Annotated in this window: 22 protein-coding genes; 10 read left to right on the forward strand and 12 right to left on the reverse strand. The window is 68.3% G+C overall.

The genetic code is table 11. From position 1 onward, the window contains the following. The 6 genes from AB0M93_RS44385 to AB0M93_RS44410 all read right to left on the reverse strand — a co-directional run. Positions 1–1,745 (reverse strand): hypothetical protein (locus AB0M93_RS44385; protein ID WP_364286109.1); only part of this gene is annotated, 1,745 nt, incomplete at its 3' end. 210 nt (positions 1,746–1,955) lie between these two features. After that, positions 1,956–3,320 (reverse strand): hypothetical protein, encoded by a 1,365-nt coding sequence (locus AB0M93_RS44390; protein ID WP_364286111.1) that lies wholly within the window; start codon positions 3,318–3,320, stop codon positions 1,956–1,958. A 65-nt stretch (positions 3,321–3,385) separates the two neighbouring features. Beyond that, on the reverse strand, positions 3,386–3,874 hold the full coding sequence (locus AB0M93_RS44395) for a hypothetical protein (RefSeq protein WP_364286113.1): 489 nt from the start codon (positions 3,872–3,874) through the stop codon (positions 3,386–3,388). Further along, positions 3,871–4,188, reverse strand: coding sequence for a hypothetical protein (locus AB0M93_RS44400; RefSeq protein WP_364286115.1), 318 nt, complete (start codon positions 4,186–4,188; stop codon positions 3,871–3,873). Before AB0M93_RS44400 ends, AB0M93_RS44395 begins: the two co-directional genes overlap by 4 nt. 86 nt (positions 4,189–4,274) lie before the next feature. Then, complete coding sequence (locus tag AB0M93_RS44405; protein WP_364286117.1) at positions 4,275–4,457, reverse strand: hypothetical protein; 183 nt, start codon at positions 4,455–4,457, stop codon at positions 4,275–4,277. Then, on the reverse strand, positions 4,457–4,804 hold the full coding sequence (locus tag AB0M93_RS44410) for a hypothetical protein (RefSeq protein ID WP_364286119.1): 348 nt from the start codon (positions 4,802–4,804) through the stop codon (positions 4,457–4,459). Before AB0M93_RS44410 ends, AB0M93_RS44405 begins: the two co-directional genes overlap by 1 nt. Before the next feature lie 423 nt (positions 4,805–5,227). Between AB0M93_RS44410 and AB0M93_RS44415 the strand changes: the two genes are divergently transcribed. From AB0M93_RS44415 to AB0M93_RS44430, 4 genes are all read left to right on the forward strand, one after another. Further along, positions 5,228–5,617 (forward strand): hypothetical protein, encoded by a 390-nt coding sequence (locus AB0M93_RS44415; protein WP_364286121.1) that lies wholly within the window; start codon positions 5,228–5,230, stop codon positions 5,615–5,617. Then, on the forward strand, positions 5,614–6,150 hold the full coding sequence (locus AB0M93_RS44420; RefSeq protein ID WP_364286123.1) for a hypothetical protein: 537 nt from the start codon (positions 5,614–5,616) through the stop codon (positions 6,148–6,150). The genes AB0M93_RS44415 and AB0M93_RS44420 overlap by 4 nt, the downstream gene beginning before the upstream one ends. A gap of 2 nt (positions 6,151–6,152) precedes the next feature. Then, positions 6,153–6,950: a hypothetical protein gene (locus AB0M93_RS44425; RefSeq protein ID WP_364286125.1), complete on the forward strand. Its 798-nt coding sequence runs from the start codon at positions 6,153–6,155 to the stop codon at positions 6,948–6,950. Between the two features lie 61 nt (positions 6,951–7,011). Next, entirely contained in the window at positions 7,012–7,182 is a 171-nt protein-coding gene (locus AB0M93_RS44430; RefSeq protein WP_364286127.1) for a hypothetical protein, read from the forward strand. Positions 7,183–7,267: 85 nt separating this feature from the next. Here AB0M93_RS44430 and AB0M93_RS44435 read toward each other — a convergent pair whose 3' ends face one another. Next, on the reverse strand, positions 7,268–7,501 hold the full coding sequence (locus tag AB0M93_RS44435) for a hypothetical protein (RefSeq protein ID WP_364286129.1): 234 nt from the start codon (positions 7,499–7,501) through the stop codon (positions 7,268–7,270). 302 nt (positions 7,502–7,803) lie between these two features. Here AB0M93_RS44435 and ligD point away from each other — a divergent pair, with 302 nt between their 5' ends. From ligD to AB0M93_RS44455, 4 genes are all read left to right on the forward strand, one after another. After that, on the forward strand, positions 7,804–8,925 hold the full coding sequence (ligD, locus tag AB0M93_RS44440; RefSeq protein ID WP_364286131.1) for a non-homologous end-joining DNA ligase: 1,122 nt from the start codon (positions 7,804–7,806) through the stop codon (positions 8,923–8,925). Between the two features lie 330 nt (positions 8,926–9,255). Then, a complete protein-coding gene (locus tag AB0M93_RS44445; RefSeq protein WP_364286133.1) occupies positions 9,256–9,822 on the forward strand; it encodes a hypothetical protein in 567 nt (188 codons plus the stop codon). Positions 9,823–10,658: 836 nt separating this feature from the next. Then, positions 10,659–11,717 (forward strand): ParA family protein, encoded by a 1,059-nt coding sequence (locus AB0M93_RS44450; RefSeq protein WP_364286135.1) that lies wholly within the window; start codon positions 10,659–10,661, stop codon positions 11,715–11,717. Further along, entirely contained in the window at positions 11,717–12,643 is a 927-nt protein-coding gene (locus tag AB0M93_RS44455) for a hypothetical protein (RefSeq protein WP_364286137.1), read from the forward strand. The genes AB0M93_RS44450 and AB0M93_RS44455 overlap by 1 nt, the downstream gene beginning before the upstream one ends. Before the next feature lie 207 nt (positions 12,644–12,850). Here the strand turns inward: AB0M93_RS44455 and AB0M93_RS44460 are convergent, their stop codons facing one another. The 3 genes from AB0M93_RS44460 to AB0M93_RS44470 form a co-directional block, all read right to left on the reverse strand. Further along, positions 12,851–13,363 (reverse strand): Imm1 family immunity protein, encoded by a 513-nt coding sequence (locus AB0M93_RS44460; protein WP_364286139.1) that lies wholly within the window; start codon positions 13,361–13,363, stop codon positions 12,851–12,853. Continuing rightward, on the reverse strand, positions 13,360–14,166 hold the full coding sequence (locus tag AB0M93_RS44465) for a DddA-like double-stranded DNA deaminase toxin (protein ID WP_364286141.1): 807 nt from the start codon (positions 14,164–14,166) through the stop codon (positions 13,360–13,362). The genes AB0M93_RS44460 and AB0M93_RS44465 overlap by 4 nt, the downstream gene beginning before the upstream one ends. A 369-nt stretch (positions 14,167–14,535) precedes the next feature. Next, positions 14,536–15,771 carry a hypothetical protein gene (locus AB0M93_RS44470; RefSeq protein ID WP_364286143.1) on the reverse strand — a complete coding sequence of 412 codons (1,236 nt, stop codon included), beginning with the start codon at positions 15,769–15,771 and terminating at the stop codon, positions 14,536–14,538. A gap of 457 nt (positions 15,772–16,228) precedes the next feature. Here AB0M93_RS44470 and AB0M93_RS44475 point away from each other — a divergent pair, with 457 nt between their 5' ends. Continuing rightward, entirely contained in the window at positions 16,229–17,371 is a 1,143-nt protein-coding gene (locus AB0M93_RS44475; RefSeq protein WP_364286145.1) for a hypothetical protein, read from the forward strand. Positions 17,372–17,465: 94 nt separating this feature from the next. On the opposite strand, the gene AB0M93_RS44480 is transcribed toward AB0M93_RS44475, so the two are convergent. Then, the gene (locus tag AB0M93_RS44480; RefSeq protein ID WP_364286147.1) at positions 17,466–17,906 is read right to left on the reverse strand and encodes a hypothetical protein; all 441 of its coding nucleotides are present in this window, start codon (positions 17,904–17,906) and stop codon (positions 17,466–17,468) included. A gap of 57 nt (positions 17,907–17,963) precedes the next feature. Continuing rightward, positions 17,964–18,317: a hypothetical protein gene (locus AB0M93_RS44485; RefSeq protein ID WP_364286149.1), complete on the reverse strand. Its 354-nt coding sequence runs from the start codon at positions 18,315–18,317 to the stop codon at positions 17,964–17,966. Between the two features lie 423 nt (positions 18,318–18,740). Between AB0M93_RS44485 and AB0M93_RS44490 the strand changes: the two genes are divergently transcribed. After that, positions 18,741–19,835 carry a tyrosine-type recombinase/integrase gene (locus tag AB0M93_RS44490; protein WP_364286151.1) on the forward strand — a complete coding sequence of 365 codons (1,095 nt, stop codon included), beginning with the start codon at positions 18,741–18,743 and terminating at the stop codon, positions 19,833–19,835. Positions 19,836–19,837 lie beyond the last annotated feature (2 nt).

A 19,837-nucleotide genomic window follows, 5' to 3' on the forward strand; every position in this document is an offset into this window, starting at 1 on the left:
GCGTCGTCCGCGTCGTCGGCCTCGTCCGCGTCCGGCTCGTCGGCCTCGTCGGCGTCGTCCGCGTCGTCGGCCTCGTCCGCGTCCGGCTCGTCGGCGGCCTCCTGGTCGGCGAGCCGCTGCCGCGTCTTGCTCAACTGCTCGGACTCCCACGCGGTGGGCGTGTAGTTGTCGAGCCGGTACAGCAGATCGAAGTACTCGATATCCACGCGGTTCCACGTGCCGGACCAGTTCCGGGCGTGAAGCTCGTACGATGCGAGCATTCGTGCCCACGCTCCGCGCAGGTCGAGTTTGGGATCTTCGTTGGCTTCCATCTGCTCGCGGAACTGGTCTCCGAGGGTGGGTTCCAGGTTCCCTTCGAACCAGAGTTTTTGCGCGACTCGCCCGGCGTCTCCGCCTCCGGCGGTTTGCGCGATTCCGTTGTGGTAGCTGCGCGCGAACATCCACAGGATGTCCTTCTGGGCCGGGGTCTTGCCCACGATTTTGAGTAGCGATTCCATGCGGTTCTTGCGGGCCTCGGTCTTGTTGGCCTCTTCGGCCTTTCGGGCCAGCTCGTACTCCGAGGGCTCCGCCTTGGTCTTCGGCGCGGCCGCCGGGCTGGCGCTCTTGGCCTGCGGCGTGGTCGGCTCCGGCTTCTTCTTCTCGGCCGTGGTGTAGTAGACCAGCTCACCGGTGGTGGTGTCGACCTCGGCGGCCAGCGTTCCGGCCTTGCGGGCCTTCGTGATTCCGGCGGCATCGGTGAGGCGGCGTTCTGCGGCTTCGAAGCCGAATTCCTTGCCCGGCTTGATCAGCTTGATTTTCTGCTTTTCGGCGGTGGTCACCGATTCGATGACTTGGGCGACGTACAGGCAGACCCGTTCGGTGTTCCACCCCGTTTCCCTGCCGCGTGCGTTCATGGTTTTGAGAACCTGAATCTGTGCGCGGCGGCGTCCCTCGTCGAGGGTGGCACCCTTCTTGGCGGCCGGACCGGAAGGGTCCGCGAACGGGAATTTCTGGGCGATAACTGCGGCCTCCGCCGTGGGGAGCTTCTTGAGCTTCTTGATTTTCTTGTCTCCCTCCTCCACCTCCTCGTAATACAGGGGGCTTTGTCCGTTGATCGCCTCGATCAGTTCCGGGCACAGGTTCAGCAGTGCGAGGCGTCGCGAAATGGTCGGCTGGGTGTAGCCGGTAAGCAGCTTGGCGAGACTTCGTTGAGAGACACCCGCACGAATGTAATTCTCGAACATGAGAGCTTCTTCAAGTTCGGAAATGTCTTCGTGATTGTGATTGTCCTCCGTCATGCGAACAATGTCCCCATTGTTCTCCATAAGGGAGTCGTCCACTTCGGCCTTGAACGGAGTTTCCGTTGCCTCCGTGGTGGCGCGTCGGCGGTGGCCGCAGATGGCGACGTACTCGATTTTTTCGGAGAACTTGTCGGCGAGCGTCGGACGCGCCTGCAGGAATGCCGCGATCGTGACGACGGTACCGGCGGCGGTGTTTCCGCCGCGCTCGGCCACGGAAGCGCGCAGCTTGGCCCATCGGGGTTCGGACCAGTCCGGCTGAGAGCGAATCACGCTGTTGAACGGGTGCGGCGCGACGGTCGTGGGGTCGAGCAGGCGCGTGACGAGTGCCGACGTGTCGGCCGCCGGGTCGGAGTCCTGGGCCATCGGGGCGGGTTCCTCGGTTCGGCTGGCCGCCTTCTCTTCGGCGGCCGGGTCGGGCTCCGCGAAGGGAATAACAATGGCTTCCTGCAACTGCGATGCGGTCATGATTTTTCGTTTCCTCAATCTGATGGTGCGGAATTCCGGGCGTGGGAATCGGTGTGGTTCGCCACGCCCGGCTCGGTTCCGATGAACCGTGTTCCGCTTACCTCTGAACTTTACCAAATTAGCGAAATTCACCAAATGATTTTATGGGTGATCCACGTCACAAAATCGTGGGTCGTCGCCGGCGTCGGGTGGACGTTTTTTCGGGTGGCGCTAGTCCTGGTCCGGGGTGTCGGCGATCGCGCCATAACGCGCGGCCTGGTCAACGGCGCTGCCCAGCTCCTCGGTGAGCTCCGAGATCCGCCGTTTGAGGTGGTCGGCAGTGCGGGCGGCGGTAGCGCGGTGGCGGGGGGCTTCGTGGCGGGCGCGGGCCTGGTGGAGCTGGTCGAGGTCGTCGCGGGCGTAGAAGTCGGCCAGTAGCGCGCGGACGACGGCGGCGGTGCGGTCGGCGGTCTTCTCGGGTACCTCGTAGCTGCTGCGGCCGCCGTCGTCGCTCCGGCGGGGCCGGACTCGGTACCGGTCGAGCTGGGCGACCCGGTCCGGCGTGATCGCCCCGCAACTGCCGAGCAACTCGATGCCGTTCACCGTGGGCAGGCTCGGGGCCTGCCCGTAGTTGTAGAAGTCGGCCCCGGAGTAGTCGCCGTACCGGACGGTGGCGGACGTGATGGTGTCGTGGTTGGCCGCGTCCTCGCTGTGGACGGTCCACGTGCCGAACAGGCGTCGGCCGGTGACCTTGTAGACGACCGTGCCGCTGTCGGGGCGCGGAATCGCCCACGCGATGGCGGTCCCGTAGTCCCGGAGGTCCAGCCGGACCCGGCGGGTACCGACCGGCTTGTCGGTGATCCAGGCCGCATCGTCGGCGGAGGCGCGTTCGGCGGGGCGCTGGCGCGGGCGTTCCTTCGGCGGGCGGCTGAGGATCGATCCGAGGGCGCGGGCCATGCCGACCACGGCGTCGGCGGCGGGAACGGCGATCACCGGCGGCTCGGCGTCGTCGTTGACCTCGACGGTGTCGACGTCGTCGAACACGACGGTGTAGCCGAACCGGGCGAGCTGGTCGGCCAGCGAATCGCGTAGCACGGCTTCGGGCTCGTCGACGGCGGACGGCCGGAACCCGGGCATGGTGTCGTCCAGTCCCTCGGTCTGCGCGTAGTCGTAGTAGGTGCGCGTGCGGAACCGGCTCCGGGTCTCCTTGCCCTCGCCGCCGTCGGTGTCGTCGTGGTCCTGGCCGTCGTGGTCGGCGGCGTCGCCGTCGACGGTTTCGGTGCCCTTGGGGATGGTGAGGCGGTACGGGCGTTCGCGCTCGTCCTCCAGCACGCTTCGGCCGCGCTGGCTCCATCCCCGTGCGGTGTCCAGGTCGGTGAGGGTAGTTCCGCGTTCGCGGGCCTGGTTGATCAACATGGCTTGGTTGCGGAGGGAGTACCGCAGGATTCGGGGGCTGCGGATGGTGAGCATCTGGGTAACCAGCCGCTCGAGTTCGGCGGGGTCGGCGAGAACCCGGTGGGCGGCATCGGCGAGTGCGGCGTCGGCCTCGGCGAATGCGGCCCGGTCTTCGGCGGTGTAGTTCTTCCTGTAGGCCATGGTGGGGCCTCCTTCCTCCCCGGGGTGGCCGGAGCCACCCCGGGGACGTGAGAGCTGAGGGGTAGTTACCGCGCGTCGGCGGTCTGGCAGGGTGCGGCGGCGGCCGGGAGACTGCGGACGGCGTTGACGGCTCGGCGGTAGCGCCGCTCGGACTCGGCGAGGCCGTGCGTGACCTTGAGCCACGCGAACGCGGCGAGCGTCGCGCGGGCGATCGCGTAGACGCCGTCATCGGCGTTGCCCTGCGCGAGTCCGAGGTCTTCACGAAGCTGCGTGGTCGCGTGCTCGGCGGTCTGGATGATCAGCATGCCTGTGCTGACGCTGCTTCGGTCGTGGCCGCCGGGGTTGTCCTTCGCGTAGGCGAGTGCAAGATCGGCGTACGCCTCGGCGCGGACGTGGAACACGCGTTGCTGTTCGGCGCTGAGGAAATGGTTTCCCGAACGCGACACTTCGTGTTGGACGCGCACGGCTTCGCGGTCCTTGTGCTGAGTGAGCGTGGTGAAGAAGATCAGCAGTTCCAGGACCTGAGGGGCGGTGCGGAGGCGGTGCCTGCTCATCGGCGGCACCCCTTGCACGTCATCTCGGACGGGTCGGCCGCGAGGTCGACCAGGTCAACCAGGCTCGAACTGTCGATGCCGCATCCGCTGCAACGGACCGTCATGACGCGCGTGGCGTGGATGAGGTAGAGCACGTGGTCGTCCGGGAAGGTCCAGACCTGGTCCAGGTCTTCGACGGCGATCCCGACCACTTCGCGTTCGCGGCTCCATGCCGTGTTGGCGGCGATGTGCGCGCCGTGTCCGCAGGGCCAGACGCTGAACACGTCGCCGGGGTTGACGGCGTTTGCGGCGGTGGGCAAGGGCGTGCGGTGCATACTGGGTTCTCCTTCATTGCGAGGGAATCCCGGCCGGGGCGGTGATCTTTGGTAGGTGAGTCGCCCCGGCCGGGGCGTTTCGTCGGTTAGCGGTAGGTGCGCTGGCTGGTCGCGAGATCGACCACCAGCCCGCAGGGCGGGCATTCGAGGGTGGGCCGCTCGTGCTCGTCGACGCTGTATTCGGCCTGCTCGTGTGAGCAGTCGTAGGGGATGTGGACGTCGTCGGCGTCGGTGTCAGTGCTGCCGGACCTCGGCGATTCCGGCTGCATCACTCGGCCGGTTCGGTCTGGCTGCTCGGCGCGGTGTTGCCGTTGATCAGCCGTACGATCGCGGACGCGAAGTCGGACACCACGTGGTGGCTGGTGTCGCGGGTGAGGTCGGCCTTTCCGAGGTGGAGCGGCGCGTGCGTGGCGGGGTAGCTGATCCGGTAGCCCAGCGAGTGCGGCCGGACGGTGACGCCGGACTGCCGGTGTTCGAGGTAGGCCGCCCCGCTGAACGGGTAGCGCTTGAACGCGAACCCGTCGCCCTGCAACAGGGTTCCGAGTATTTCGGTGTCGGCTTCGATCATCTGGATGGTGTTCGCCGATGCTCCCCCGGCGCGGTTCCCGTCGGCCATTTCTGGCCCCCTTCCTGGGGTTTCCCCCTTCGTTCTTACCTCTCAAGTTTACCAAATTCGCCAAATTAACGAAATCCATCATTCTATGACGTGGGTCACATTGGTGAGCGGGCGTGCTTTGCTTGCCACAGAGGGGGTTTGGTGCTCTCTCCGATCGGCCTGCGGGCGGATCTACCCGGCGAGGGCGCGGGGTGCAACGCGCTTTTCGTTGCGGCCCGTGTCCTTGTCGGGTAGACCTCCTGTGGGTCGAGCGGAGAGAGCACCAAACCCCAGCCACCTCGAAAACGTGACTGCCAAGGGGTTTCCCCCTCTCTCCGGGAGTGCCTGCGGGGGTCCGGGGGCGGCGAAGCCCCCGGGTTTGTCGACGGAACGGGGGCTAATCCGCCGGCTTGCTCAATTTGGTAAATTTGGTAAACTTGACGGGTGCGTACAACAACAACGTGGGTCCACCAAAACTGGGGCGAGTTCAAGGAATTGGTGGAGGTCGACGACGAGATCGTGGTCGTCTGGCGACGCGGCCGCCGGCCGGGCGCCACGGCCGTCGACCCGGACAGCGGACGCAAGCCGGTGGCGGTGGCGATGCCGCCGGACACGTGGGCGGCGATGGCGCCGGCGCAGGGGATGAATCCTCAGCAGCTGGTGGAGCTGCCGTCGTCGGAGTTCCGGAAGCAGCTGTCGGCGGTGTGGCGGGACGCTCAGCGGGGAACCCCGTCAGCGGCGATGTACTGGGGCCGCCCTGTGCTGGTGGTGGCTCCGATTTCCGTGCTTCCCGACGATCACGCGGATCTGCAGCCGGAGGCCGAGCCTGAATGACGTCGTCGCGTGGATCCGATCGAACGTCCGGTGATGCAGGCTGCAACGGCAGTTCGCGCGAGCGGCGGCAGAAGCGCCGGGAGGACCAGGGGGACGTCGGGGCGTCGGAGGCACGGGTGGAGCCGGGTACCTTCCGAGCGTTGGTGCAGCAGCTTGGTGACGACGTCGATCGGTACGGTGATCTGCCGGTGGTGCTGGAGCCGCTGCCGGGAGGCCCGCGCTGGCGGTTCACTCGAGCCGGCCTTGCTGGTGTCGCGGGAGATTGGGACGCCGTCGTGGTCCGGGGCGCCGAGCTGGTCGCGCCGGTCGAGGACGCGGTGAGCGTTGACGCCTGCGTGGAGCAGATGAACCGCGCGCGGGCGGTCGGCGATTTTCGGGTGGCGGCGGAGTGGGCGCGGCGGCTGACGGTTTTGCTGGCGAAAGCCGCGGGTGTGGAATCGGATCGGTCACGGATCGGCGAGTCGCGGGCGAGCTCGGCGCGGGACCTGGATGATCTGACAGCTCGGCGGAAGCTCTTCGAGGGAACGGAGTGACCGTGGCCAGTTATCAGCGGCCGAAGTTCGAGCTCCTGCACGAGGGCGAGTTCGCCCGCCACGTACGCCCGTCCCGCGCGGACGACGAGCTGATCATCGACTTGGTCGCGGCGGTCTTCGCCCCGCGGCCGCCGCTGGCTCCCTGCGACCCGGGGTTGATCCGGCAGCTGGTCGACCGCGCTCCGCAGCCGGGCAACGTCGGTGTCGACGACCGGAACCGGTCGTTGCGGGCAGACGAGGTCGCCGAGATCTGGGGCGCCCCGATGGAGGGGCCGGAGACGCGCGCGCAGTGGCTGGCCCGCGCGGACGAAGTGGCGCGGGCATGGGGTCGGCCGCTGCTCGGTCCGGATGGGTTGCTGGCCGACCTCGCCCGGTCCGAGGACGACGATGCCGTCGACGCGCTGGTGATCCGCCTCGCGACGCTGGCGATCGAGGATCCCCGTGCGGCCGGGGAGCAGCTGACTGACTGGGTCGGGCGTGAACCGTCGCCGGTCGGTGAGGAGCGCCTTCGGCGGCTGGCTCACGTCGCGCCGCGGTTGCTGGCCGATGCGCTGGCCGATGTGGGGGATCTCGAGCGGGTCGATATGAACGGGCCGGGTGCCCACGTCCCGCCGGCGACGGCCGAGCTGGCTGCGATGCGTGCGGTCGCGTGGCACATGGCTGGCGATCGGGCAGCTGCCGACGCGCTGGTGGATGCCTTCGCGGCGCAGCATGGTGGTGTGGCGGGCTGGGGCGAGTTCGGGTTTTCTGCGCTTCGTCTGCTGACGTCGGAGCTGCGGGAGCGACGCGAGGCCCGATGACGCGGCGGCTCGTCGGCCGAGCTGGTCCGTCCACGACTTGATGCCTGGAGGGGATGACCGCGTGGGACTCCGCGAGATGTGCCGGGAACGGGCCGAGTACTACACGCTCTGGGCTGCCGAGTTGACCGATCCGGAGGACACCAGCCCGGAGGCGCAGGAGTGGCGCGAGAAGGCCGCGGCCGTTCTCGTTCGCCGGGCCGAGGCGGCGACCGCCGGCGAGCCAGATCGCTGAGCGTTCGCATGTCCTGAGTCGGCGTTCGTTCCGGTTGGATCCGGCCTGCGCTGTCCGCGGTCGAGGTGATGCAGGCGGGATCACCTCAACCGCGGAGCGCCCGGTCGAAAGTCAGCCGCCGAAGACCGCGGCGAACGCGTCGACGACTTTCTCGAACATCGCGGGGTTGCCGGTGCCGAGGGTCGAGCACGGCGAGCAGGAGCAGGCTGAGCGTCAAGAGCAGGCGCATCGCCGGTGTTTTGCGGATCACAGCCATGATGACCACGAGCGCTATCAGGCCGGCGAGGGTGAGCACGACGATGACCACGAGCAGTTCCACGGACCGGTAGACCTTCCAGGTTCTGACCGGTGGAGCTGAGAGCTGGTGGCCTGCGGTGGATCTTGGAAATGGGCGCAGCCTCGGCTCAACCGGTGCATCAACGGTTGACCGAGGTCCGCGCCTCCGACTGCGGCGGCGAACTCGGGGAGAACGAAACCCCTCGAAGGGGCCGAACGTGCGGGGGTGACTACATCAGGATCGAACCAATACGACTTTTGACGACACGGACGCCATCCGACAAGTACAGACCTGGAGTCGGCATCAGGTCCTCCTCCTTGTGCGTAGGCGTTCGCTGGGTCGACATGTGCATCGCGCTGATGCACGGGTCAGATGGTACCTGCTGCCGACTGAACAAGCGGCATTCGAGCCTCGTCTCCCGTGCAAGCCACGCGGCCATGCCCGTCGGTCACTTTGCGCTGTTGGGCTGTTCGGGTGACGATGGCGGCATGGCAGCCGGAGGTCCCGGGCGGCCGGCACCGGTGGAGCCGATGCTGGCCACGTCGGGCGCGCCGCCGTCCGGGCCGGGCTGGTGGACGGAGTTCAAGTGGGACGGCGTCCGCGCGGTCGCCGCTGTCGTCGGCGGGCAGCTGGAGGTGTTCTCGCGGCGGCAGACCCCCATCACGGCGACGTACCCGGAGCTGAGGGACCTGCCTGAGCTGCTGCATGGCCGCGATGCCGTGCTCGACGGTGAGATCGTGGCGCTCGAGGACGGCCGTCCACGGTTCGGTTCGCTACAGCGCCGGATGCACGTCCAGCGCCCATCCCGGGCGCTGCTGGCCGCGGTGCCGGTGTTCCTGTACGTCTTCGACGTCCTGGCCCTCGACGGCGAATCGACGATCGCGCTGCCGTACTACCGACGCCGGGATCTGCTCGAGGAGTTGAAGCTAGCGGAGGACCACGTGACGGCGCCGCCGGCGTTCCCGCACGTCGACCCCGCGACGATCCTTGAGGTCGCCGCCGAGCACGGCCTGGAGGGCATCGTCGCGAAGCGGGCGGATGCGCCGTACCGGCCCGGCGAGCGGAGCTCGGCGTGGATCAAGGTGCCGCTGCGGCCGACGACCGAGGTCATCATCGGCGGCTGGCTGCCTGGCACCGGCCGCCGGGCCCGGACGTTCGGCGCCTTGCTCGTCGGCGCGCACGATGAGGATGGCCGGTTGGTGTGGCTGGGCAACGTGGGGACCGGCTTCACCGACGACATGCTGCAGTTGCTGCTGTCGCGCTTCGGCGGCCTGGAGCGCACGACCTCGCCGTTCGCCGCCGGGGTTCCGCGGGAGTTTTCGCGGGTGGCTCGCTGGGTGGAGCCGGTCCTGGTGGCCGATGTGCAGTACGCCGAGGTCTCGACCGATGGGCGGCTCCGCAAGCCGGCGTTCAAAGGGCTGCGGGTCGACAAGCCTCCGGAGGGGATCGGTCTTCCGCGGGTGTGAGCGGTGGCGCCGCGCCGTCGCGGTAGCGGGCGCCGCCGCCGGGCGGCGGTGCTGAAACCCGGACCACAATCGGACGGCGGGGTCTGCGGACGTCGGTCGCTGCTGATACCGCGGCCTTGCTGCCTGCGATAGCCTGATCGCCTGGCTGCCGCACGTCGCTGCCTGCTTCCGAGCCGTCGCCCTCCCACGCAGGGCACGACGGCAACGAGGACAAGGGTCGATGCCCGCCCGTCGGGCGGGCTGGGGACTCACGTGCACCTGGAGTACCCATTGGACTGTGGTCGATCGTGGCCGGTCGGATGGCGTGGGTTCCGACCGTGAGAGGCGATCATGACCAACAACGCAGGCAGCAAACGACGTCGGCGCGCCAAGGCCCGCGAGGAAAACGAGCCCTACGTCCGCGCGCAGAGCGGCCGGACGGCTCCCCGGCGCGACGTGGACGACGCGCAGACCGCACTGGCTGAGCTGAACCTCCTTTTGGACGCGGCTGAGCAGGCGTACCGCCAGGACGATGACCCGCACCGCAAGCAGGCCGGATATTCCGCAGCGTCACGGCTGTACGAGCAGCTGGCCGGCCGCACCGATGACCCGACGTGGAAGCACGCGGCCAGGATGGCGGGCCTGATGTTCTCGGTGCTGGGCGCACGAACCAGGTGGGCACACGGGATCCCAACGATCACCCCCCGCGCCGAGCTGGAGTTGCTCGGCCTGGGGGTGTGCGAGAACTGCGGACGTCCGTGGCAAGTGGACGATGCTGCAGAGTCGTGCGAGCAGTGCCCGCGGCTCCGGTTCGGACCCACGCCGCAGTCAGCTGAGGAGGCCGCGCAGCTCGGTTCCGGCGAGCCGGTCGCGTTGAGGGAGCTTCTGGGGCGACGCGACGGCGAGGCGGATCGGTAGGGCTGCGGCTGCCTCGTGGATGGCGACGAGCGGAGTGGTGGCGTCGCAGAACTGCTGGTGATTCAGGCGGCATCGTCGAGGTCGGCCAGCCGGGCGGAGTCGAGTGCTGGCCGCCCCTTTGGACAGCACCCGACTCCGTAGAGGCTGACAAAGTCCTCCAGTTCCACGATAGCGGCGGCGGTTGCTTGTGACACGCGCGGCGTCGGGCGGAAACCCGGACCACAAGCGCTGTGGTAGGCAGCAAGCCACCGGACGCGGGCGAAGGCCCGGGGGAGCGAGGAGTCCTACACCCGCGTGCAGGCCGGCCGAAGGAGCCCGTGGCGGGAGGACAACGCCCAGCGAGCGCATCGGGCTTGGCGCGGGTTGAGCTGACTCGTTGCTCGATGAGGCGGACGCGCCCCCGAGAAGCACCCGGCAGGCGATCCACGCGGTACCAGGGTGTCAGCATCCGACCGACGCCCTGGGGGCCGCTCAGCCCGCAAGTATCCTCACCATGCGCTTGAGGTGCGTACGTGAGTCGCGTATCTCGGACGGCAGAAGTGTCGGTCCGACCCAGTGATTCAGGCGACATTGCCACACCGTGTGTACTGGAGCGCCAAGGCGGATCGGGGGGCGCGACGGATACATAACTGCTGGTAAGGACCAATGTGTTGACCGATGTGTCGTCCAACCAGTGGGTAATGAGTGCGCCAACTGGTGGCCGATCAAGTAGATGTCAGGAGCGCCGCTACGGCGCATAGTGTGCAACACGCTGAGTAGATCACTGCTTAGGTAAGTGACAAGCACGGCTCTGCCGGTAGTAGAGTGCTTCCAGACACGGTCCCGGGAGGCGACAGGTGACAAGGTCCATACCCAACATCTCAACCAGTCGAGCACAGGCACGGGCGCGTCTAGAGGCAGTCAGGCCTTACCTAAAGCGCGTAGTCCTCTTTATCAACGGTAAGGGTGGAGCGGGCAAGACCAGCCTCACCGCCAACTCCAGCGGGACTCTGGCACGGGCTCTATCGACTGCCAACTCGTCACGCAGGGTGTTGGCTATACAGCTTGACCATCAGGGAGACCTTGGCCTGGATGTCAACACTCGTTACGCCGAAGGGCTGGACGATGATGGAGCCAGCATTCGTGCGACCCTCATGGGCAACGGTTCGCTTAAAGTCATCCGCGATGTCCGGCCGAACTTTGATGTCGTACCAAGTGGGTCGATCCTTACCGAAGTTGCCGGGTACCTGAAGTCGCTTGACACCAAAAACCGTCTGGAGGCTCGGCTTCGCTTCGTTGAAGCGGTCGCTTCCCTGGCACACGAGTACGACTGGATATTTATCGACTGCCCCCCGGGTGACCAGGAGCTGCAGATCTTGGGCTTGCTCGTCGCCCGATGGTTCGTCATCCCAGTCGTGTTCGACAAAGCTAGCCTTTATGGGCTTGAAGGGGTCGCGGATGCGCTCGAAGAGGCCGAAGAATTCAACACTGCTGTCCAATGGCTCGGCGTTGTGATGTTCGCCTTCGAACGCAAGGACGTTCGCACCTACGTCGACGCCGCGAGCGGCGAGGTGAAAACCCAGGAGGGAGGGCAGCGCGCACGGATTCGAAAGAAGCTCAAAATGGAACTGGAGCGGCTGGAAGCCGATCCCGGCGTGAAGGTCTTCAAGTCAGTCATTTCCTACAACCGCTCTATTGCGGAAGACTGCCGGGACTACGGGCGGCTTGTGGTGGAAGCGGCGGACGCCGCCAGTCACCCTGACTGGCGTAAAGAGCGCCAGCGTCAGCAGCTTTCGGTTTTCACCAGCGACGCTGCCACCGGACTGGCAGCTGACTATGAGCAATTCACCGCGGAACTTGTGTCCACCATCCGAGCCCGCGAAGCTGACGCGGCCCGAGCGACGGAGAACAGCTGATGGAACAGGACACGCAATCCGTAAGCTCGGTCCCGGCTGCTGACCACACCAGCCCGGTTCCCAGTACCCCACGCACCCCTCCGCCGCGTAGCCGGAAGCTGGGCGGGCGCGATCGGCGCGAGCAGTCGTCCAGCGCGCTCGCAGCATCCCTATTGGAAGAGCCGGGGAGCGAAGCCACGCCGCCTCCGTTCGTTCCGTTCACTCCACCATCCGTGCAACGGGAGGTCGAGGACGAATCTCCCACGCAAGAGGCCGACAGCTCGGGCGTGAACGAGACCAAGGATGCAGAGTCGGAGACCGCGAACAGGAATCCTGCAGACGTCAGTGCCGAGGACCGCAGCGACGTCCCGGCATCGCTCCCCGTTGAAGAGGCCCCGGAGCACGTCACAAAGAAGGCCGATCAGCCGCCCCCCGGACAGCCCAAAAAGGCATCCAAGAAGGGCAAAAAGGCTGAGCCGTCCGAGGACATCTTCATCGATGAACCTACGTATCCGACCTCGGTCTACGTGTTGCCGGAGGCACGTGCGGAAGCGAAGAAGCTGTGCAGCAAAACGGGACAGGTGCACGCCTCGATCGCCATGGACGCGATCGACGAGGCCATCCGCGCAGACCTTCTTGGCCACCTCATCAAGGAACGTCAGACGGTTCCCCGCGAGGCCGATTCGCGATTCCCGAATCGGCGCGCCACCCGCAGGGCCAGGCCCCGCGCCGGCGGCCGGGAAGATCGAACCTCGTTAACCCGCGTCCTGTGGCAGTGCCATTTCACCGCCAGCGAGCTGGGCGTGATCGAGGAACTGATCAAGGAGACCTCTGCGACGTCGTTGTCGGAGCTCCTGGCAGCGGCGACGGAGTGGTACGTGCTGAAGTACTTGAACGCGGACGCAGAGGCACCCGCAGAGCCGGTTGACCTGGACCGGCGCCGGTAGGACTTGCACGCGGCAGGAGCCAGCTGAGGGGGCCGCAAAGGGCCTACTCAGCGCCCCCGCCAGCGGGTCCTATCCGCCGCCAGCCGAACCCGGGACACCCGCGAGCCGGGGGCCGTGCCCAAGCTTGGTGCGATACGGGCTGCATCGTTTGTGGTCCGGGTTTGCTGGTGGCGTGCTGGTCGTTCAGGGGAGAGCGCGCAGGTCGGGTTACTGGCCGTTCGCGGGGAGTGCGGTGCCCCAGGCCTGGGAGATCGGGTCGGCTGTCGTCGACGTGGGGCGGCGCTGGTCGGGGACCTCGGCGGCGGGGATCCACTGGATGATCGTCGGGCGCTTGCCGGTGGCCACGAATTCGCCCAGCGCGGCGTAGACGTACTCCGCCGGGAGTTCCTCGCCTTCGGTGTAGCCGACCGGTTGGCTGGCGAACCAGTATTCGATGACGTCGCCGCGGCGCTGGGTGCCGGCCGGGACGAATTCCTCGTTGGCTCCGTCGGCCCACCACGTGAGCGTGCCCTTGTCGCCGTGGATGCCGACGGTGAGGCACGGGCCATCGTCGATGGCGCGGGCCCACAGCGCCCAGCGCGTTGCGACCGGGGCGTGGGTGTCGCGGTCGTGGTGGGTGCCGGAGCGCAGGAGTTCGAGGTAGTCGGGAACCGCGCGCAGGACGGCGAGGGTCGCTGTGTTGTCGCGGCGGACCTGGTCGAGGTCGAGGGCGAGGGTCACGGCTGGGGCCTTCCGTAGCGCTTCCGGTAGGGACGATTGTCCTGGTAAGTGCCGTAGACGGTCAAACTGCGCTGGCCGGTGCTGGGAAAGATCCGGTCCAGCAGCTTGTCGCAGGTGGCGGCGAAGTCCTGCTGTACCTCGATGCCGCACGGGGTGTAGTTGATCGCCACCTCGACGTCGGTCATGTCGTCGCGGCGGAGCATCAGCTCGGCGATCTTGATTTCGGCGTGGTACTTGAGGTACCGGGCTTGCGCTTCGGTGCAGCCGTTTTCGCGGAGCAGTCTTTCGCTGGCGTCGGTCAGCTGGTCGGCGCCCGAGGTGACGGTCGGGAGCACAGTGCCGCTCCAGCGGGCCACGGCGTGCGTTCGTTCGTTGGCTCCCGGCGTGACGCGCGGCGGGAGCCGGGCAGCGAGGTCGGCGGCTTCCCGCGGGTAGTTGTCGCCGTGGCCGTTCGTGAACGGCGTGTTGGCCGGCGGACGCGGTTGTGGCTGGGCGGCCGACCCCGTCGGCGGCTGGCTGGGCCCGCTCGGCGCGCCCTCGAGGCGGGCGGCGTAGCCGTCGAGACGTGACGCCACCTGCTTCAGGCTGTCGCGCTGTCGCGCGATGCCCTCGGGGCCGTCGAGCGCCTGGCCGTAATGGTTCATCGCTTCGGTCGGCTCCGGGGCACCGGCGCCGACCGTGTGGTTCCTCAGGAGGTCGCGACCCTCCGCGGTGAGCTGCTGTGCCTGCTCCAGCGTGGCTCGCACTTGTCGGACTGCGGTCGCAGCGGCGCGGATAGCCGCGACAACCTCGTCAACGGGCACGCGCGGTCACATTGCGACGGGTGCCAGCCGGGCACCGGTGTCGGCGAGGCGATGCGCGCTGAATCGGCCGCTGTGGCGGACGGGTCGACCGAGGTGCGGTTCACGCGTTCGTGAGGTCGTCGGAGGGTGAGCCCACGTTCCCCGGGTGGGTGCCGTTGATCTGGGCGTCAACGTCTGGATGTTCGGCACTGGGGGAGTTTCCCAGACGACACGTCGTGGGGCGTTGCGGCACGTCGTCCTGGCGGCGTCGAGATCAGGTTGCGCCGGAGATCGGGCTCGCATCGATCGAGGCGCCAGCGATCTTGCTCGGCGCGACGCGGATCGGCGGGATCGGAACCGGCAGGTTCCGATCCCGCCCTGAATAGCTCGTTATACGGTAGCTGCGTGCCGGGTGGCCGAGTAGGTGTTCGCGCCGGTCGCGTGCATCCAGGTCAGCATCGCTTCCAGCTGTTCGGCTCGGTCGTAGACGCCCGGACGGACACGCGATCGTTGCCGTTGGAGGAACATCTCCTCGCCGAGCAGCTTCCGCAGTTCGACTGCGGTCTTGCCCTCGCACTCGCGGCGCAGGGACGGCGAGAACTGCGCGCCGGCATCGGAACGGGTGGTCACGGCGGCACCGGTGAGCGCCCGCCGCATCTGCCACAGCGCCCGGCCGAGCTGGTTGACCCGGCCGCCATCGTCGGCGGGCTTGGCCAGCAGCTCGGTGAGGGTGGCGGCCGCGGCGGCGAACCGCTCGCGGTCTACCCCTGTCAGCCGGCCGCGTTCCAGTCGAGCGGTCACCTCGCCGACGATCTGCTCGGCGACGTCAGGAAGCATCCCCGCGACTTCCTTGAGGCCGTCGAGCGCGGCCGCCAGGTCGGCCGGGGAGTCCCCGCGGCGGTTCATCCAGTCGCTCGCGTAGCGGTGTAGGCCTTCGTGGGCGGCCCAGATCGGGGCGGCCGGGGTGGCGGGGACGACGTCACGTGCCCGGTGGACGTTGCGGCCTTCGGCGTAGGCCGAGAGGGTCCAGGTCGGCACGGCACCGGGCAGGCTGTAGCGCGTCCGGTCCCACGGCGGATCGTCGACGGTCCCGCTGAGGGTGTCGCCGAGTTGCGGCATCTTCCCGCCGGCGGCGGCGCACCAGGTGATGCTGACGTCGTCGAGCGGGCCGGGGTAGAGCTGCTGCCAGGCCGCGCTCGTCGCCGGGTCGCTGTTGAGCCCCCTGTCGATCGGCTCGTCGATCGCGCCGGACGCGTGCGCGGTCCGGTCGGCCCACATCTGCAGGTGCAGCGTCGTGACGATCGAGTCGTCGACGGCGGCCTGCATCGCCGGGAACGGACCGGCCGGGGCGTCGCTGGCGGTCGAGGATGGGATGAGGTTTTGCCCGGTCGCGAGGCTGCGGACGGCGGAGAGGTGCAGCTGAGCGGCGCGCAGGTGCCGGGCCATCATCACCGCCGCCGACGCGTCCATGGTGGCCGGTGGTTCCTCGTCCAGGGCTTCGATGTGGCGCCGCGACGAGCGGGCGTCGGCCCTCCTCGCCGCGGTGTAGGAGCTGGTCGTGCGGCGGTCGCGCGTGCCTCCGGCGAGCTCGCGGGCGGCGCGCTTGGCCGCCTTGTCGGTGGTCATGGTCAACTCCTCGGTTCCGGCCGGGGATGCCCACGCCTTCCCCGGCCTGAACGAGCAGGACCGAAACGGGAAGGTTCAAGTGACGCGTGAGTCCGAGACCCTTGTCCTCGTCATCGCGGGTCAGCGTGGGTGACCGAGCGATTCGGAGTCCGGCAGCGACGCGTGGCGGCCTTGCCGACCAGGATAGCGGTGGTGCCCGGCGTTTTCCGGAAGGCGCGTCGGTGCTCGGCGAAGGAGGACGTGGCGTGCCCGGTTGGTCGCATGGTCGACGAGGAGACGCCCCTTCCGTCCGGGCCCGTAGCGGAGCATCGGCACCGGCGGGCGATGCGGGCTGGATCGGCGGCGTTGTGGTCCGGGTTTCGGCGGGCACCGCCGTCCGGCAGATTTGCGCAGTTCAGAGTGGTTGGCAATCTGATTGCCAACCTGGGAGTCTGGCTGCATGAGCCGGAGTTCTGCGATGCACAAGCTGGCGAGGACGTTGTCGCAGAAAACCGGCGTCGAGGTCACCGCCACCTACGACGACTTCGGCAGCGGGCTCGGCTGGCACCTCGAGTGGATCGACGGCCCTGCTGCGGACACGATGCGGAAGGTTGCGCGGTCCGCCGTTCGCGCGGGCTCTGTGGTGGACGTCGCCGGCCTGCGCTACCGCCGTGACCGGACCGACCTGGCGGTGGTGGCGGCGTTCCTCAGCAAGGTGGTCGCCGAGCCGGTCTTGTTGATCAACCCGCCGTTCGAGGTGTTGCACGCGTACGACCGGACCGACTTCCCAGGTTCGATCCCGCCGGAGGTGTGGGAGCTGGCGCGCTTCGCGATCGTGCACGCCGGCGTCGCGGACTACTCGGCGGATCCGGCGCGAGACGTCATCGACCACGTGATCCGGACAGGCCTCAACGGGCTTCGGCTGGATCTGGCCCTCGACACCCGGCAGCCCGGTGAGCAGTCAAAGCTGCCTGCCCTGGACGTCGCCGGTGTCCTCGAATCGTTGGAGAAGAGGGTCACCCACGCCTTGAGCCTGGCGGTTGACGAGCTCGTGAGCGGCAGTGCGCACCGCGATGATCCGATCGTCCGGCTGCACGGGATCGAGGCGGTCCGGAACGAGCTGACGAAAATGGCCGACCGGCTGCAGCGGACGGCCGCTGTGCCTGCCCTGGTAGACGGCTTCTCGCTGTCGTCGATGAGCAGGACGATCGGGTTGTCACCCCGGGCGCTGGGTATGCGGTTCGGTCCGGAGCTTGGCGGGGTCGTCGCGCCGCTGGCCTGGTTGCGGGATCACGTGACGGAGTGGGCGGCCGCGTGCGCGGCCGCGGCCGCGGCGGTGCGGGCGGGGACCTCGTTCGAGGTGCCGTGCCCACACGAGCTGTGGCTCCTCGATCAGGGCGGCGCGGGGGAGGGGTGGCGTTCGTTGGTCGGCACGCCAGAGGCTGCCCGCCGTCTGCTGGCCGAGACGCGGAAGTCTTCACCGCGCGGTAGCGAGGGCGCGCTCGCGGAGCTTGCTCGGCTTCTTGAGGATCATGATCGGGCCGAACCTCCCGGTCGGCGGGAGGGGCGCGCACGTCAGCCGATCACGAACGCTCCGACCAGGATGGAGTCGGCCGAGTAGCCGGGCCTCGGCTACAGGTCCCGATCCAGCCTGAATCGCTGGCGACCGGCGGGGAGGCGATCGCTGTTCGGGTGCCGCGGGGACGAGGTCGCGGTCACCGGGCGCCGGCGCACGGAGGCTCTGTCGAGCCGGACCGGACCAGTGCGTCGATGACGGCCGAGCCTGTGTTCCAGGTCTGCCGTGCCTGTTTCAGCAGTTCACCGTTGCTGGTCAGGCGGGCGCCGAGAAGCTGTTGCATCTCCGCGATGGCCGCGTCGGAGATCCGCGTGAACTCCTGGTACGCGTTGTCGGCGCGCTGCCGGGCCGCGGTGATCTTCTCGGCGCTGCCGTCCTTGCGTGCCTTGGTCAGCTGACCTTTAGCTGCCGTCCACCGGCGCCGGGCCGCGGCCTGCTGCGCCACCAACTCGTCCTGTCGGACGGTGGCCACGGTACCCTCAGCCGCGTTCACTACGAACGCGGCGTTGAGCTGGCTCCGCTCGGCGGCGTGCGCGGCAACCAGCGCGTCGACCCCCGGGATGCCGGTGGATTCGGTCACCAGGGCGCTCCTTCTGCTCCGCTGTGGCGCGGTGCGGCACCGTCACCCGCTCCAGGATCAGGTGTCAAAGCTAGCTCGTTCCCGCGCACAGCTGCGCTCGAATTCGATATCGTGCAGGAACGTTCCGTGTTCGGCACCGTCGTATCGGCCGGTTGCAGCGTACGCGTCGAGGAGGTCCTGCGCTTCGCGTTCGGTCATGCGGTCCGCGGTGTCGCGGCGGCCGGCTGCCTGCACAGCGGCGTCCGTCGGCCGGTCAGCCGGGTTCGCGTAGTGCATCCCCGTTTCGTGACCGCGGAGGTAGATCCCGTCCGCGTCGTAGTACCGGGTGATGGCGGCGACGTTCTGGTTGACGTCGCGGCAGATTCGGCGGGCCGCTGTGCTGATCGGACCGTCGGCGGTGTGGGATGGCATCTGGTTCCTCCGTGGGCGAGCTGCGGTGCCGGGCGTTGTCGTCCGGACGTCAGCCCCGCGGCCGCGGGGATCACTAGCTGTTCGATTCTATCGTGGTCGCCGCCGGGCCGGGAGACGGTGAGCGACGTGGCGCCCGGCCGAGCGGATGCGGGCTGAATCACGGCGCCGTGGACTGGCGGAGCCTGGCCGCTAATTCGTCACCGTGACAAAACGGGCCTGTGTGATCGGGCGTCGACCCAAGAGCGTCGATGCGGCCCGGTTGTACTGATAACGTCCATTGACGGTACGTCGAAGAGGGGCCTGGAACAGCCGCACCGAGCGGCAGGGGGTTGCGCCGGAATGTCGGTGGCGGGTGGTAGATGTTGCTCACTGATCAGTGAGCGATGCCGCCGGCGTCGCCGGGACCGAGGGCGGTCGGTTCGGATGGTGGAGGCAACGGGCTCGTTGGTGCGCGCCGACGCGGGGTCGACGTGGGATGACCTCGGCGATCAGCTGATCGACGAGACCAAGGAGTGGCTGGAGCGGCTGAGCGCGAAGTCGTGGGCGACCGCCCGCGGCTACGCACGAGACCTCGGGTACCGGGTTCCGGTCGCCCACCCGGAGAAAGGTCCGGCGCGCTCGCCGCTGCTGGGTGGCCTGAACTGGTGGGCGTGGCTTCGGGCTCGCGGCCTGGATCCGTTGGCAGTGACCGAAATCGAGGTGATCCGGTGGCTGGCCGCGCTGAAAGACGCGGGCTACGCCACCGCGACGCGGGCGCGCGCGCTGTGCTCAGTTCGGTCCTGGCACCAGTTCCTTGCGGACAAGGGGCTGATCGAGAAGTCGCCCGCTGCCAGGGTTTCCGCTGGTGCACAAGGCATTCGGCCGCCGGAGGACTCGCCGACGATTTCGCTGACGTCGGCGCAGGCCGTGGCGATGATCGAGGCGGCGGATCAGCTGCAGGGCCCGATGCGGCTGCGTCACGCGGCCACGGTGGCGTTGCTGCTGATCACCGGCGTGCGGATCGGGGAGCTGTGCGGGTTGGCCGTCCAGGATCTCGTCAACCGCCAGGGAAGTCGGAAGCTGCGCGTGCTGGGCAAGGGTGGCAAGTACCGGCCGCTGGGGCTCGCCGACATCGCGTGGGATCGGCTGTCGGCGTACCTCGACAGCCGCCCGGACCTCAAGGTCGTCGTCCGGCGCGGTCAGGCCGGCGGCCGCACGCGGATCCCGCTGTTGATGACCAGGACCGGCAAGCCGATCACGCCGCACGAGGTGTTCCGGCTGCTCCGCCGTGTGGCAGCGCTCGCGGGACTTCCGTCCGAAGTGGTCGAGCGGATGACGCCGCACGTCACCCGGCACACGACGGCCCAGCTGGCGCTGGAGTCCGGAGCCAACATCGAAGAGATCCGGCTGCTGCTCGGTCACGCGTCGATCCGGACGACTCAGCGGTACCTGCACGCCTCGGGGGAGCAGGTACCGCTCGGCGTCGGCGAGGTCCTTGCAGCGCGGCGTGCGGCGGATGCGACCGGCTCGGCCGCTTGATC

It is taken from the genome of Amycolatopsis sp. NPDC051102, assembly GCF_040682815.1.
Taxonomy (GTDB): Bacteria; Actinomycetota; Actinomycetes; order Mycobacteriales; family Pseudonocardiaceae; genus Amycolatopsis.